General features: G+C 70.3%; 12 protein-coding genes. 7 read left to right on the plus strand and 5 right to left on the minus strand.

Going from position 1 to position 15,543, the window contains the following annotated elements; translation table 11 throughout:
- Positions 1–222: 222 nt before the first annotated feature.
- Complete coding sequence (locus FHU35_RS14730) at positions 223–444, plus strand: hypothetical protein (RefSeq protein ID WP_425474132.1); 222 nt, start codon at positions 223–225, stop codon at positions 442–444.
- A gap of 1 nt (position 445) precedes the next feature.
- On the opposite strand, the gene egtD is transcribed toward FHU35_RS14730, so the two are convergent.
- From egtD to egtA, 4 genes are read right to left on the minus strand one after another with little or no spacing between them, the layout of a single operon-like run.
- Positions 446–1,411 (minus strand): L-histidine N(alpha)-methyltransferase, encoded by a 966-nt coding sequence (gene egtD, locus FHU35_RS14735; RefSeq protein WP_145739652.1) that lies wholly within the window; start codon positions 1,409–1,411, stop codon positions 446–448.
- Entirely contained in the window at positions 1,393–2,157 is a 765-nt protein-coding gene (gene egtC / locus FHU35_RS14740; protein ID WP_145739654.1) for an ergothioneine biosynthesis protein EgtC, read from the minus strand. The genes egtD and egtC overlap by 19 nt, the downstream gene beginning before the upstream one ends.
- Before the next feature lie 2 nt (positions 2,158–2,159).
- A complete protein-coding gene (gene egtB, locus FHU35_RS14745; protein ID WP_145739657.1) occupies positions 2,160–3,485 on the minus strand; it encodes an ergothioneine biosynthesis protein EgtB in 1,326 nt (441 codons plus the stop codon).
- 26 nt (positions 3,486–3,511) lie between these two features.
- Positions 3,512–4,642, minus strand: a complete 1,131-nt coding sequence (gene egtA, locus FHU35_RS14750; RefSeq protein ID WP_246110298.1) for an ergothioneine biosynthesis glutamate--cysteine ligase EgtA — start codon at positions 4,640–4,642, stop codon at positions 3,512–3,514.
- 284 nt (positions 4,643–4,926) lie between these two features.
- On the opposite strand from egtA, the gene FHU35_RS14755 reads away from it, so the two are divergent.
- The 3 genes from FHU35_RS14755 (at position 4,927) to FHU35_RS14765 (ending at position 9,290) form a co-directional block, all read left to right on the plus strand.
- Complete coding sequence (locus FHU35_RS14755; protein WP_145739662.1) at positions 4,927–5,520, plus strand: TetR/AcrR family transcriptional regulator; 594 nt, start codon at positions 4,927–4,929, stop codon at positions 5,518–5,520.
- A 69-nt stretch (positions 5,521–5,589) separates the two neighbouring features.
- Entirely contained in the window at positions 5,590–7,671 is a 2,082-nt protein-coding gene (locus tag FHU35_RS14760; RefSeq protein WP_145739665.1) for an FUSC family protein, read from the plus strand.
- Positions 7,672–7,772: 101 nt separating this feature from the next.
- Positions 7,773–9,290, plus strand: a complete 1,518-nt coding sequence (locus tag FHU35_RS14765; protein WP_145739667.1) for an alpha/beta hydrolase — start codon at positions 7,773–7,775, stop codon at positions 9,288–9,290.
- Between the two features lie 61 nt (positions 9,291–9,351).
- Here FHU35_RS14765 and FHU35_RS14770 read toward each other — a convergent pair whose 3' ends face one another.
- Positions 9,352–10,830 (minus strand): peptide MFS transporter, encoded by a 1,479-nt coding sequence (locus tag FHU35_RS14770; protein ID WP_342788508.1) that lies wholly within the window; start codon positions 10,828–10,830, stop codon positions 9,352–9,354.
- A 418-nt stretch (positions 10,831–11,248) separates the two neighbouring features.
- Here FHU35_RS14770 and FHU35_RS14775 point away from each other — a divergent pair, with 418 nt between their 5' ends.
- The 3 genes from FHU35_RS14775 (at position 11,249) to FHU35_RS14785 (ending at position 15,532) form a co-directional block, all read left to right on the plus strand.
- A complete protein-coding gene (locus FHU35_RS14775; protein WP_145740070.1) occupies positions 11,249–12,604 on the plus strand; it encodes a hemolysin family protein in 1,356 nt (451 codons plus the stop codon).
- Positions 12,601–13,641: a hemolysin family protein gene (locus FHU35_RS14780; protein ID WP_145739669.1), complete on the plus strand. Its 1,041-nt coding sequence runs from the start codon at positions 12,601–12,603 to the stop codon at positions 13,639–13,641. Before FHU35_RS14775 ends, FHU35_RS14780 begins: the two co-directional genes overlap by 4 nt.
- 178 nt (positions 13,642–13,819) lie before the next feature.
- Complete coding sequence (locus tag FHU35_RS14785; protein ID WP_246110299.1) at positions 13,820–15,532, plus strand: protein kinase domain-containing protein; 1,713 nt, start codon at positions 13,820–13,822, stop codon at positions 15,530–15,532.
- Positions 15,533–15,543 lie beyond the last annotated feature (11 nt).

Here is a 15,543-nt window from a genome sequence, read left to right on the forward strand (position 1 = left end):
GGTGATCAATTGCGACGATCAGCGCATGCCTGCTGGGCCGAACGGGTCAAGCCGCTTAGCCTCGCGTCACGCGTCTTCGCCGGACGAGTCCCGTCCGCGGAGGTGGAAAATGATCGACCGAATCCACAACGCCCTGCCCGCCCGCGGACTGCCGGGGGACCCGGTGGACACGAGCCTGCGGCCGGGTGAGGCACGATCCACGGGGGCGGCACTATGAGCGCAGTGGTCGCAGTGCGTTTCGCCGCGGGTGTGGTCGCCGAGTCCCGTCGCCAGGCGCACCTGGCGACGCAGCCGGAAGGACCGTTCCCAGCGGCCTGGCGCACGTTGTGCGGCATCCAGATCCCCTCGTACGTGGCCGAGGTGTCCGAGCAGCCGAACGGGATGCCGTGCGTGCGCTGCATGTCGCGACTGTCCGGACAGTCCGATCCGGAGCTGCAGCAGTGACTCAGCGCGCGATCGACAGCGACAGCGCGTACTCCGACGCGTCGTCCAGCCACCAGCTCCCCAGGTCGAAACCCGCCACGGCCAGCTCGTCGGCGATGCGATTACGCCGGAACTTCGCCGAGATCTCGGTGCGGAGCTCCTCGCCCTCCGCGAAGTCGACGTCCAGCGCCAGCTCGCGCACCCTCACGTGCATCGGCCGCCGGGCGCGCAACCGCATCTCGATCCACTCCTGATCGGTGTTCCAGCGCGCCACGTGCTCGAAGGAGTCCACGTCGAAGTCCGCGCCGAGGCGCTTGTTGAGCACCGCCAGCACGTTCCGGTTGAAGTCCGCGGTCACGCCCGCCGCGTCGTCGTAGGCGCGGATCAGCCGTGACGGCTCCTTGACCAGGTCCGTTCCCAGCAGCAGCCACTCCCCCGGCCGCATCGCGGCGTGCAACGCGGCGAAGAACCCGGCGCGTTCCTCAGGGAGGAGGTTGCCGATCGTGCCACCGAGGAACGCCACCAGCCGGTCCTCGCCTCCGTCGAGCCTGCCGGTGGTGAAGTCGTCGACGACCCCGGACACGATCAGCTCCGGGTAGTCGGATTCGATCGCCGCGACAGCGCCGCGCAGGGCCGACTCGGAGACGTCCAGCGGCACGAACCGGCGCAGCGTGCCGTGCTTGCGCAGGGAGTCCAGCAGCAGCCGGGTCTTCTCCGACGAACCCGAACCCAGCTCCACCAGGGTGGCGGCGTTGGTGAGCTCCGCGATGGTCAACGCGGTGCGCCGGAGGATCTGGTGCTCGGCGCGGGTCTGGTAGTACTCGTCGAGCTCGGTGATGCGCTCGAACAGCTCGCTGCCCACCGCATCGTAGAACCACTTGGGCGAGAGCCACTTCGGGCTATCGGTCAGTCCTTCTCGGACCTCGGCGCGCAGTTCGCGGTCGGCGTCTGCCTCGGTGAAGCGCACGGTCAGGTCGGGTTGTCGCACGGCTCCTCCAGGGAAACGACCTCGGTGTGTTCGGTGTCGGCCACCACCAGGCAGCGATCGGGGATCTCCACCCACGGGGTCCGGTCGGACCGGCCGAACGGTTCGGAGGCGATGGTCACGGAATCGGGTTCCCGGCACACCCACAGCGAGTGGGTCCAGGTGGTGGCCAGGAGCCGGTCGCCGTCGCCGAGCAGCAGGTTCAGCCGCGAACCCGGGGCTGCGGCGTGCACGTCGCGCACCAGCTCCGCCATCGCGGTCGCGGGCTCATCGCCGTCGGCGAGCCGGCGCCGCAACAACGCCCACAGCACCGCCGAATCGGTGGGCTGAGCCGTGAGCAGCTCGGCGGGATCCAGCCGGCCGGCGAGCTTCGCGAGCGAATCCGGCCAGCCGCCGACCTTGCCGTTGTGGCTGAACAGCCACCGCCCGTCGGTCATCGGGGCGCACAGCTCGGGACCCACCGGCATGCCCGTGGTGGCCGACCGGACCGCCGCCACCACCGCCGACGCCCGCACCTCTTTCGCCAGCGGTGGGAACGAGCTGTCGGTCCACATCGCCGCACCGTTGCGGTAGACACCGGTGGTCCCGTCGGCGCGGACCCACCCGGCTCCGAACCCGTCGGCGTTGACCGTCCCGCCACCGCGCATGTCGTTCGGCGCCCAGGACTGCTCCAGCAGCGAGTGCGCCGGATCGAGCAGCAGCTTCGCCAGCGGCACCGGTGTCCCGAGGTAGCCCAGATGTCGGCACATGCTCAGCGCTCGTCCGGGATCGGTGTGCGGGCGCAGCGGAAACCGGCGAAGATCTGCCGCCGGATCGGGAAGTCCCAGTTGCGGAACGTGCCCCGGCACGCTGCCCGGTCGGTGCCGAACGACCCGCCGCGCAGCACCTTGTGGTCGGCGCCGAAGAAGACCTCCGAGTACTCGCGGTACGGGAACGCCGCGAACCCGGGGTACGGCAGGAAGTCGCTCGAGGTCCACTCCCACACGTCGCCGATGAGCTGCCGGGCACCGCACGGCGCCTCGCCCAGCGGGTAGGCCCCGGCCGGAGCGGGCTGCAGATGGCTTTGCCCCAGGTTCGCGTGGTCGGGGGTCGGGTCCTCGTCACCCCACGGGTAACGGCGAGATCGGCCGGTGGCGGGGTCGAACCGGGCCGCCTTCTCCCACTCCTGCTCAGTGGGCAGTCGCTTTCCGGCCCACGCGGCGTAGGCCTCGGCCTCGTAGAAGCTGACGTGCACCACGGGTTCGTCGCAGGGCACCTCCTCGACGTGCCCGAAGCGGCTGCGCATCCAGCGGCCGCCGTCGCGGATCCAGAAACGGGGGGCTTCCAGGGATGCCTTGTGCCGGTAGCGCTGTCCGGCTTCGCTCCACCAGCGCGGATCGTGGTATCCGCCGGCGTCGATGAACCGGGCGAACTCGGCGTTGGTGACGGGGGTCGTGTCGAGGTGGAACGCCTCGACGTGGACCTCGTGCGCGGGGCGCTCGTTGTCCAGCGCCCAGGCCTCGGTGGAGGTGCCCATCGTGAAGTGCCCGGCGGGCACGTACACCTCGGACGGCAGCGCGGTCTCGCCCGGAGGCGGGGGTTCGGCGTCGAGCGCGGGCGGGCCGTCGCGCAGCTGGTGGGTGGCCAGCATCGTCTCGTCGTGCTGCTGCTCGTGCTGCACGATCATGCCGAACGCGAAGGCCCTGTCGACGAGCCTGCGCCCTTCCATCGGCGTCTCGTCGAGCAGGTCGAAAACCTTGTCGCGCACCGTGGAGAGGTACTGGCGAGCTTCCGTCGGACCCAGCAGCGGGAGCTCGGGACGGTCGGCCCGGCGGTGCTGGAAGGCGTCGTAGAGGTCGTCGATGTCGGGGCGGACCGGCTCGCGCCCGCCCACGTCGCGCACCAGCCACAGCTCCTCCTGGCTGCCGACGTGCGCGAGGTCCCAGACCAGCGGCGACATCAGCGGGGAGTGCTGCTTGACGAGGTCCTCGTCGTCGACGGCGTCGGTGAGCTGCGCGCTGCGCCGCCGCGTGCGCGCCAGCTCGGCGGCGACGTGCTCGCGCAGGTCCTCGGTTCCCAGTTCCTGAAGGTCTTTCACCGTGCACCCCTCCGGTCGTGACGAGTTCAGCTCAGCCGCCGTGCGACGTGCTCGGCGAGACGCTCGGCGAGGCCCCCGCCCACACCGTCGAGCAACCGGCACGCCAGGTCGAAGATCTCCCGGGCGGATTGGGCCAGCACCGGGTCGGCGAGCCCGGAGCGGGCCGCGTGCACCCACCGCCCGGCCGCGGGCGCGGCCATCACCGCCACCTTGTCCACGGCGGACTCGTCGGCGAACAGGGCCGCGAGCGCCGCGGTGGGCAGCATCCAGTCCGAACCGGACTGGGCGTCCAGGTAGCGCACCTCCAAGTAGCCGCGCGCCCGGACGGGCGGGAAGACGGTGGTCAGGTGGTAGTCGAGGTCGTCGCGCGTGGGCGCTTCCGGGAGCCCGCCGTGGATCCACTCGGCGAAGCTGAGGCCGCTGGGCGCCGACCAGTCATCGCCGTCGCGGCGGCGGCACACGACCGACATGTCCAGCATCCGCCGCGCCCAGCCGCGGACCGGGTCGCCCCGGGTCGGGCCCGGTCGGGTGCGCGGTGGGTCGGTGTCGAGCAGCACCCGGGTCCGGGTGGAGGCCCATCCGGTCTCCACGCCGAACAACCGGGGCGAGTTGGCGAACGCCGCGATCATCACGGGCCCCAGGGCGTGCAGCGCGTTCCACCGGGCCGCGATGCGGTCCGGTTCCCCCGCGTCGAGGCACACCTGCACCCCGGCGGTGCTGCACATCATCAACCGGCCGTCCAGGCCGATGCGGTCGAAGGCGTTCTCCATCGCCTGGTATCGCGGTACTCGCAGGATCCGGTTCGGGTGGCGGTACGGGTCGAGCCCGCTCTCGCCGAGCACCAGTCCGGCCTTCTCGAGCCTGCGGCGGAGGTAGTCGGAGTCGGCTGCCACGACGCTCAGCAACGAGCGCAGCGAACTGGTGGGAAGACTGGAGATCTCGACCTGGCCACCAGGCTCAACGCTGAGCACGGAGCCGTTCGGCAGCGATTGGTGCGGGCTGTCGGGAACCAGGGAGCGGGGTGCGTGCGGGCCGAGAGCAGCGATGAGCGTCGCGGCGTCGAGGGCACGTCCCGGATCGGATCGGTGGTGCAAGGTCCATTCGAGTTCGACACCCAGCAGTCGAGGAGGGCCGTGCTTGAAGCACACCGAAGCCACGTAGGCCTCGGCCTCCGCCCTGGTGCGGACTCGTGAGGTCGGAAATTCGCCTGCTGCAGGATCGGTCGATATCGGCAAGATCATCACCGCCCGTGTTTGGCCGGTTACCGACGCTACCGCCCACCTCCGACAGTCGCGACCCTTGTTCTGCGCCCGGGCAGCTGTTAACGAGCAGTTGGGAGGCATGCTGATTCGCGTTCACCACCACCCGAACCGGCTCGAATTGCCAACAAAACGTACGTACGGATTGCGACAGCCACGACTGTACTGCGAGGATTCACGGCATGCCCCGGGTCAGCCAGGACCACTTGGACGCGCGACGCCGACAGATCCTCGACGGTTCGCGCACCTGCTTCGCGCGCTTCGGTTACGAGGGTGCCACCGTGCGGCGCCTCGAAGAAGCCACCGGCCTCTCCCGCGGAGCGATCTTCCACCACTTCAAGGACAAGGAATCACTGTTCCTGGCCCTGGCCGAGGACGACGCGGCACGGATGGCCGACGTGGTCGCGGAGCAAGGCCTGGTGCAGGTGATGCGCAACCTGCTCGACGCGCCGGCAGGGGTCGAGGCCCGCGCGCTGGGCGCCGACTGGCTGGGAACCCGGCTGGAGGTTTCCCGGAGGTTGCGCACCGACCACGAGTTCCGAGACCGCTGGGCCCAACGCTCCGAACTGCTCACCGCCGCCACCCGGGCGCGTCTGCAGTGGCAGCACCAGTCCGGAAACCTGCGCGACGACGTCGACGTCGACGTGCTGACCGCCTACCTCGAACTGGTCCTGGAAGGACTCGTCTCGCACCTGGCCATGGGCCTGCCCGCCAAGCACCTGGGTTCCGTCCTCGACGTCGTCGAGGAGAGCGTGCGCCGCCACCGGGGCCGCTGATCCCGCAGGACCGGCACCGCGAGGCGTAATGTCTCGCCCACGACGGCAGAGCTGGAGGAGTCGCGAGGCATGGGCAGCGAGTGGTGGAACCGCTTCCTCGCTTCCGATCCGTCGCTGCGGAGGCTGCGCACCGCCGTGCGGGTCACCCTCTCCGTCGTGCTGACGCTCGTCCTGGCCATCCCGCTGCTGGCGTGGTGGGGTCAGCCGCTGCCGAGCGCCATGATCGGTGCCGTCGTGGCCATCAACGGCTCGCTCGGCGTCAACGACCCGGACCGGCGCGGCCAGGCCATCACCTACGCGCTGCTGCCGCTGCCGGTGCTCGCCGCGTTGGGGCTGTCCATCGCGACCGCGTTCGCACCGCCGCTGCAGAGCGCGGTGTTCCTGCTGGTCATCTTCGTCGCCGTGTACGTGCGCAGGTTCGGTCCGCGGTACTTCCCGCTGGGCATGGTCGCGTTCATGGGCTACTTCTTCTCGATGTTCCTGCGCCCGCAGCCCGCGCAGTTCCCGGCTCTGGTGGCCGCGGTCCTCATCGGGACCATCGCCGCCGCCGGTCTTCGATTCCTCGTGCTGCGCGACGACCCCGAAGGCGTGCTGGCACGGGGCCGCCGCACGCTGCGCGCTCAGGTCCACGGTCTGCTGCACGCGGTGCGCGACGTCGCCGCGCAGCCCGAGTCGGCGTCGAAGCGGCGTCAGCTGCACAACCGCTCGGCGCGGTTGAACGAGACCTCGCTGATGCTGGAGAGCACCGTCGGCCGGATGGACGAGATCTCCGAGGACAGCCGCAACGTCCTCCGGCAGCGCATCCTGGACGTCGAGCTGGCCGCCGAGAACCTGGTGAACCGGCTGCTCCAGCTGGTCGACCACCCCAGCGGTGGTGGCGTGGTCCCGCACGCCGTCGGCGCGCTGCTCTCGGTGCTGGAGAACCGCCCGCACCACGTCCGGGACGCGACCCGGCGGGTGTCCGAGCAGATCGAGGACCGCGGCTCGGTCGATGTGGCGATGGCGATCCGCAGGCTCGGCACCGAGCTGGCGGAGCTCGCCGAAGCGGCTGGTGAACTGGGCGAGGAGCGCGACGACGCCGAGACCCGGTCCGACGACGAGACCGACGAGTCCGCCGACGAGCAGACCGGCCTGGACCGGCCGGAGCTGCGCGCCGCCATCCAGGTCACCGTGGCGACCGGGCTCGCGATCGTGTTCGGCCAGTTGGTCGCGCCGAACCGCTGGTACTGGGCGGTGATCACCGCGTTCGTGGTGTTCATCAGCGCCAACAGCCGCGGCGAGCTCCTCGTGCGCGCGTGGCAGCGCACGGCGGGCACCATCCTCGGGGTGCTGGCGGGCATCTTCGTCGCCGCGCAGGTCGGCGGGGACCTCACCGCGGAGTTGTCGGTGATCCTGGCCTGCGTGTTCCTGGCGTTCTACTTCGTCGGCTACTCCTACGCCGCGATGACCTTCTTCATCACCACGCTGCTCGGCGCGCTCTACGGAATGCTCGGCACCTTCGACGTGTCCGTGCTCGAGACGCGGCTCGCGGAGACCGCGGTCGGCGCGGCGTCCGGCGCGCTGGCGGCGGTGTTCGTCCTGCCCACCCGCACCCGCGAGGTGATCCGCAACAACACCGCCGAATTCCTGGAGGCGTTGCGGGACTTCCTGCGCAAGACCGGCACCGAGCTCAGCGAGCAGGGCACCGCATCGGGCCTGCAGGAACCCACCCGCGCCGTGGACGACGCCCTCCAGAAGGTGCTCGCCAGCGCGAACCCGCTGACGGTGTACCGCTTCCGGTCGCGGCGCAGCCAGGTGCAGCGGCTGGCCGCCAACCTCAGCGGCTGCGCCTACTACGTCCGCAACCTCTCGGTGGCCCTGAGCGACACCGCCGAGATGATCGACGCCGACACCCGCGAGCGCATCGCCGAGCAGCTGTGGGCGCTGGCCGATGCCGCCGAATCCTTCACCGACGAGGGACAGGTCCCCTTCGAGGAGGCGATCGGGGCGGCGCACCGCAGCTCCGACGAGCTGCACGACCTGGCCGAATCGCTTACCGACGGGCCGACCTCGCTGCACCGCAGCATCCGGTGGCTGGACCGCACGATGCTCGTCCTCGACGAGATCGCGCGCGAGATCGGCACCGACGCTCACCTGGCCGGGCGAAGCTGACACCCCCTTCCGGCGACACGGCACCGAGCGCCCGGCCGCCGAACGCGACCCCCCATACGCTGCGAGATCAACAGCCTCCACGCGTTTGAGGAGCCCTCCACGTGAAGCGTTCGATCGCGCTCGGCCTGGCCGCGGCGGCCGCGCTGGCCGTCGCACCTGCTGCGGCCAGCACCGCGACGGCGAGCCCGGCACCGCAGTTCGGCCCGTGCCCCGAGGACATCGCCACGCCGTACCCGCAGCTGCGCTGCGCGACCGTCGAAGTTCCGCTCGACCACGCCGATCCCGGCGGTGAGCAGGTGCAGCTGCTGGTCTCCAAGCTGCCCGCGCGCGACCCGCAGGCGCGGCGCGGTTCGCTGCTGCTCAACCCGGGCGGTCCCGGCGGGCCGGGCGCGGACTTCGCGGGAGCGATGGGCGAGATGGCCCCACCGCAGGTGCGCGACTCCTACGACCTGATCGGCTTCGACACCCGCAACACCGCGCACAGCACGCCGATCAGCTGCGTGGACCCGGCGACGCACTGGGCCAACCCGCTGCCCGACCCCGACTCCCCCGCCACCCGCGAGATCAACTGGCGCCGGTCGGAGGCCTACGCGGACGGCTGCGCGCAGCGCGCGGGCAAGTACCTGCCGCACCTGAACACGCCCACCAACGCCCGCGACATGGACCTCATCCGGTCCGCGCTCGGCGAGCAGAAGATCAGCTTCCTGGGCTACTCCTACGGCACCTACCTCGGCGCGGTCTACGGGCAGCTGTTCCCCGAGCGGGTGGACCGGATGATCCTGGACAGCTCGGTGAACCCGGACGTCTCGGAGATCTGGTACGGCAACAACCTCGCCCAGGACGTGGCCGCGCAGCAGCGCCTCGACCACTTCTTCGGCTGGGTCGCCCGGCACGACCGCGTCTTCCACCTCGGCACCGAAGCGGGCGCGGTGAAGACCGCGTGGGAGCGCACCCAGGCCGAGCTGCGCCGGGCACCGCGGGGGCCGCTGGGACCGTCGGAGCTGATCGAGATCAGCTTCAACGCGCTCTACGGCGAGTCCGACTGGCAGCCGCTGGCCCAGGGCCTAGCGGACTTCCAGCTGCGCGGCGACGACCGCGCGCTGGCCGCGATGGTGACGCCGAAGGACGCGCTCGCGGAGAACGGCAACGCCATCTACAACGCCGTGGAGTGCGCCGACGCGCCCTGGCCGGCCCGCCGTGCGGAGTGGGAGCGCGACTCCCGGCGGATGGCGGCCGAGCACCCGTTCGCGGCGTGGTTCAACAGCTGGACGGTCGCCCCCTGCCGCACCTGGCAGGCGCCCCGGCAGCAGCCCACGAAGATCACCGGCGAGGGCCTGCCCCCGGTGCTGATGTTCAACTCCGAGCACGACGTGGCCACGCCCTACGCCGGTGCCGTCGAGATGCACCACTCGCTGCCGTCCTCGGTGCTGGTGACCGAGCGCGACGCGGGCAAGCACGGGGTCTGGGCGCTGGCGGGCAATCCCGAGGCGAACCGCATCGGCACCGACTACCTGGTGCGCGGCGCCCTGCCGTCGGAGGACCTCGACATCCCGGGGCATCCCGAGCCCGACCCGTCGGCCCCCGCGAAGCGCAGCTCCCGCACCTACGACCTGCGCTGATCCCCGAACGCAGAGGAGGCCGGCCCCGTGACGGGACCGGCCTCCTCCGTTCTCAGCGGCGTCAGAGCACGCCGTGCATGTAGCGCTTGATGATGCGCGCCGACAGGAGCAGCAGCACAGAGCACGCGATCGTGGCGATGCCGACGATCGAGAAGTACAGCTGCTGGTTCTCCACCGAGTACAGCTTCACGACCTGCGCGCCCAGACCCTGCCCCATCGCAGGAGCCAGGAAGTAGAGCCCCATGGTCTGCGAGGCGAACACCTTCGGCGCGAGCTTCGTGGTCGCCGAGAGTCCGACCGGCGAGAGCATCAGCTCACCCACGGTCATGATCACGAACACCATCGCGAGCATGATCGGCAGGTGCTTGCCGTCGTCGCCGGCCACCGACTTCGACAGCACGACCCACAGGAAGGACAGTCCGACGAACAACAGCCCGCCGACGAACTTCTGCGGTGTCGACGGCTGCTTGGGCCCGAGCTTCATCCACAGCGCGGCCATCACCGGAGCGAGGATGATGATGGTCAGCGAGTTCACCGACTGGAACCACGAAGCGGGAACGGCGAAGCCCAGGACGTTGAGGTCGGTGTCGGCCTCGGCCAGGTTCGCCAGGGTGTTCGGCTGCTGCTCGAACAGCAGGAAGAACAGCGCGGTGGCCAGGAACAGCGGGATGTAGGCGATCAGCCGGTCGCGCTCGATCTTGGTGATCTGCTTGCTGGAGAGCATCACCGCGAAGTAGATGATCGGCAACACCGCCGAGATCACGCTGATCAGGTTGACCAGGCCCTCCAGGCCCATCACACCGCTGACCGACAGCAGGACCAGCACGAGCACGAAACCCACGGCGATTCCGCCCGCGCGGCCCAGCACGCGGCCCTTGTGCTCGGCGGGAAGCGGGTTCACCGGGTGCAGGCCGGCGTTCCCGAGATTCTTGCGCCCCATCGTGTACTGGATCAGGCCGAACGCCATGCCGACCGCAGCGGCGCCGAACCCGAGGTGCCAGTTGACCTTCTCCCCCAGGGTTCCGGCCACGAACGGCGCGATGAAACCACCGAGGTTGATGCCCATGTAGTAGATCGAGAAACCGGCGTCGCGCCGGTTGTCGTCCTCGCTGTAGAGGCTCCCGACCAGACCCGAGACGTTCGGCTTGAGCAGACCGGTACCGATCACCAGCAGGACCAGGCCGACCAGCACGCTGGTCATGCCGCCGGGGATGGCCAGTCCGATGTGGCCCAACATGATGATCACGCCGCCGTAGAGGACCGCGCGCTGAGCGCCGACGACGCGGTCGGCGAGCCAACCGCCGAGCACACCGGTCATGTAGACCGAGGCACCGTAGACGCCGACCACCGACAGCGCGGTCGACTCGGGGATCCCCAGGCCGCCTTCGGAGACGGCGTAGTAGAGGTAGTACGCCAGAATGGCGCGCATACCGTAGTAGGAGAACCGCTCCCACATCTCGGTGAAGAACAGCGTCAACAAACCGCGTGGGTGTCCGAAGAAACCCTTCTGCGGCACGTCCGCAACCGTGGGTGTGCTCACGATCACGTCCTCTCGTGATTGTTCGGCGGGATGGTGACCGCGACTACTTTGTCGCAGGTTACGTCCAGGTGGACTGGATCAAACCGGCGGGGCGAGAAGCAGCCATCGACCGGCCACAACGGACCTCCGGGAGGGGCAACGCCCCAGGTGGCGCGGGCGCCGCCCGCGCCGCGCGCGGACGCGCCCGCGACCGCTCAACTCCGGGAAAGCCGGGAATCGTGATCGCGCCGCTACCGATTGCATCGCTGCAGCGCCGGTATACTCGGTATGACCTTTTCTCCACCGGTCCATTTCTATTCACGGGAGTGAGCACTTCAGTGCCAGCGGCACAATCCCCAGAGGGAAGCAGTACCGAGCCGGGCAGTAGACCCGGCTATCACCGACCCACGGGCGCTATCACGAGGCGGGCCGAGGGTTGATCGAAATCGTGCTGGCCGTTGTCGGCCTCCTGTTCATCGCGATCCTCACGCTGGGCACCGCTCTCGCGGTGGCAGCCGAGTTCTCCCTGACCTCGCTGGAACGCTCCACCGTCGACGCCCACGTCAACCAGGTCGGAGACAAGCGCGCACGCGCCGTCCAGCGCGCGCACCGCACGTTGTCGTTCCAGCTCTCGGGCGCGCAGGTCGCGATCACCCTGACCACCCTGATCACCGGTTACGTGGCCGAGCCGCTCATCGGTGACCTGATCCAGCCGGTGATGACGGCCGTGGGCATGCCGCTCGGCGTGGCCGAGGGCGTGTCGCTGGCGCTGGCGATCCTGCTGGCGACCGCGCTGTCGATGGTGTTCGGCGAGATGGTGCCGAAGAACCTCGCCATCGCCCGCCCGCTGCCGACCGCCCGCGCCGTCTCCGGCTACCACGCCCGGTTCTCGCAGATCTTCAAGTGGCTCATCGACGCCATGAACAACAGCGCGAACTGGGTCGTGCGCAGGTTCGGCATCGAACCGCAGGAGGAACTGCGCTCCGCGCGCTCCCCCGACGAGCTCGGGTCGATCGTGCGTTCCAGCGCCGAGCACGGCACGCTCGACGAGACCACGGCGCGGCTGATGGACCGCTCGCTGCGCTTCGGCGACCGCACCGCCGAGGAGCTGATGACCCCGCGCGTGAAGGTCGCCTCGCTGCAGGTCGGCGAGACGGTCGTGGACCTGCTCGACCTGGCCCGGCGGACCGGCGTGTCCCGGTTCCCGGTGCACGGCGGCGATCTCGACGACATCCAGGGCGTCGTGCACGTCAAGCACGCGTTCGGCATCCCGGCCTCCCGCCGGGAGACCACCCGGATCGAGACCCTGACCCGCCCGGTGCCGACGGTTCCCGAGACGCTGGACGGCGACGCGCTGCTCAACCGGTTGCGCGGCTCCGGCCTCCAGCTGGCGGTCGTCGTCGACGAGTACGGCGGAACGGCCGGCATCGTGAGCCTCGAAGACGTGGTCGAGGAGATCATCGGCGACGTCCGCGACGAGCACGACCGGCAGGAGATCTCCGCCGTGCGCCGGCTCAGCGAGGACTCGTGGCTGATCTCGGGCCTGCTGCGCCCGGACGAGCTCTCCGAGGCGACCGGATTCACCATGCCCGAAGGCGACTACGAGACGGTCGCCGGTCTGATGCTGTGGCGGCTGGGCCGCATCCCGTCGGTGGACGACCGGCTCGACGTGGACGGGTGGCGGCTGACCGTCATGCGCATGGACAAGCACCGCATCGCGGAGCTGCGCCTCAACAAGCAGCCCGCGCTCGCGGACGCGGACGCGGATGCCGACGCGGTGGAGGCGACCCGATGAACGACTCCTTCGCACTGCTGCTCGGTGTTCTCCTGCTGATGCTCAACGCCCTGTTCGTGGGCGCGGAGTTCTCCCTGCTGTCCTCCCGCCGCGACCGGCTCGAAGCGCTGCTGGCCCAGGGTGTGGGCCGGGCGCGGACGGTCATCAAGGCGAGCCAGGAAGGGTCGCTGATGCTCACCAGCGCGCAGCTGGGCATCACGCTGTGCTCGCTGGGGCTGGGCCGCCTGGGCGAGCCCGCTGTCGCGCACACCCTGGAGGGGCCGTTCAGCGCGCTGGGCATCCCGGCGGCCGCGACGCACGCGGTGGCGTTCACGATCGCGCTGGCGATCGTGGTGGTGCTGCACGTGCTGGTCGGCGAGATGGTGCCGAAGAACCTCGCTCTCGCCGAGCCGGAGCGCATGGCGCTGTGGCTGGTACCGCCGCTGGTCGGGTTCGTGCAGTTGGCGCGCCCGTTCATCGCGCTGTTCAACATGATGGCCAACGCGGTGCTCAAGCTGCTGCGGGTCGAGCCGAAGGAGGAGCTGGAGACCGCCTACACCTCGGCCGAACTGGCGGAGCTGCTGGTGGAATCGCGGCGCGAGGGGCTGCTGGAGCACTCCGAGCACCGCAGGCTCGCCCAGACCCTGTCGTCGGTGGAGCACACGGTGGCCGACGTCCTGGTGCCGTTGCCCGAGGTCACGACCCTGCCGGGCAATCCCACGCTGGGCGATGTGGAGCGGCTGGTGGCCAACACCGGGTTCTCCCGCTTCCCGGTTCGCGGCGATGACGGCAGACTGCTCGGATACCTGCACGTCAAGGACGTGCTCGACCAGGCGGGCGAGGCTCCGGAGACGCCCATCGCCGATGCGCGCCGACGTGAGCTGCCGACCGTCCCGGTCACGGCTCGCCTCCACGAGGCGATGGCGTCGCTGCGCCGGGCGGGCGGGCACCTCGCTGCGGCGGTCGACTCCAGCGGAGCGGCCGTCGGGGTCGTCGCGCTGGAGGATCTCGTCGAGGAGTACGTGGGCACGGTCCGCGACGCCACGCACGTCCGCTGACGTTTCCGACGCACCGAGCCAACTGGGCGAGCGCCGCGGTGCTCGCCCAGTTGGACCAACTTCACGAGAAACCCCAGCCGCAGCGATTCGGACGAACAGCCTCAGGATCCCGTTTTCCCAGTTCGTTCCGGGTGTGCCCCGAATGAGGCCGAGCAACCTCGCTGGGTAGTGTCATCGCGTGCGAGATGATCAGCTCTCGCCGTCCCACGCGGACAACTCTTCTTCGGGCCGCGTGATCGGCGGCCGCTACCGGCTGGACCGCACCATCGGCAAGGGTGGGATGGGCTACGTCTGGTCCGGGACCGACGAGGTCCTGGAGCGCCCCGTCGCGGTCAAAGAACTCCACCTGCCGGCCAACGTCCCCGAAGACGAAGCCGCCGATCTGCGGGAGCGGGCCCTGCGCGAAGCGCGGGCGATGGCCACCCTCAGCCACCCGAACACGGTGATGCTCTACGACGTGGCCCGCGAGGACGACAGGCCCTTCGTGGTCATGGAACTGGTTCCGGGGCAAAGCCTCTCGACGATCCTGAAACGCCACCGGGCGCTCAACCACTACCAGCTGGCCGTGATGATGGACGGGGTGGCGGCGGCGCTGGACGCCGCGCACCAGGTCGGCATCGTCCACCGCGACGTCAAACCCGGCAACGTGCTGCTCGGTCCGCGCGGCAAGGTCAAGCTGGCCGACTTCGGCCTCTCCCGCAACACCGCCGAGAAGAGCATGACCCGCTCGGAGGTGCTGCTGGGAACTCCCGTCTACCTGCCGCCCGAGATCGCCCGCCGCGGAACGCTGGGTGCCAGCGCCGACCTGTGGAGCCTGGGCGCCACCCTCTACTCGGCCGCTGAGGGTCACCCGCCGTACGACAAGACCTCCGATCCGCTGATCACCATCAGCTCGATCGTGCACGGGCCGCTCCCCCGCCACCACCAGACGGGTCCCGTCGGCGAGGTCCTCGGCGGCCTGCTGGTGAAGGACCCGGCACGGCGGATGCCGCTGGTCGAGGTGCGGCGAAGGCTTCACGAGCTGGTCAAGGCAGCGGGCGAGGAGCCGTTCGAGCCGCTCCTGGACCCCAACGCCCCCGCGCTGACCGAGCGGATCCGTCCCCTCCCGCGTCCTCCGGCGGTGTTCCCGCAGGGGCCGACGGGCCACAACACCCACCAGCGCCAGTCGATCCCGCGGGTGACGCCGACGCCTCCCTCGAACCCGCGCCCCCTGGCCGGGGTCTCGCGGGCGCAGCCGTGGATCCCGCCGCAGCAGATGCGCTCGGCCCAGCCGCACCTTCCCGCGCGGTCCGGCTCGTGGCACGGGCAACCCGGTCCCCCGCACGCCGAGCCCGCGACGACGCGGTCCACCAAGCAGACCCGGATCGTCCTCACCGCGGGCGCGGTGACGCTGGTGCTGGTGGCAGGTGCGGCGGTGTTCGGGTTCCTCGCCGCGAAGGAACCGGGCGACGACCCCTCGACGATCGTCGGGAGCAGCCCGTTCGGCAGCGCGTACCAGGCGTTGCAGGCCGAGGCGGCCGGTTCGGTGGGGCGGAAGATCACCGAAGGCACGAGCGACGGCACCCGGTTCGCCGGTCCCCTGATGGCCGGGGACGTGCTGCGATTCGACGACGTGGACTTCGGCACCGCCTCGGCGAACGCGCTGTCCGTGCGCTTGCGCACCGCGGTCCCGGAATCGGCGCACGCCACGATGACCATGCGGATGACCAGCCCCAACGGGGAGAAGGTCGGCGAGATCGACCTGGTCGGTCTCGGCCGCGGCGGATCGTGGCAGACGGTGCGGGTCAAGCTCAGCCGAGACCTCACCGGCACGCACAGCGTCTACCTCGTGGTCAGCGCGGACATCGGCGGCGAGGCGCTACAGCTGGATTGGGTCAGGTTCCACCGCTGACCCGCCGGAAG

This window comes from Saccharopolyspora dendranthemae, assembly GCF_007829955.1.
In the GTDB taxonomy this organism is placed as follows: Bacteria; Actinomycetota; Actinomycetes; order Mycobacteriales; family Pseudonocardiaceae; genus Saccharopolyspora; species Saccharopolyspora dendranthemae.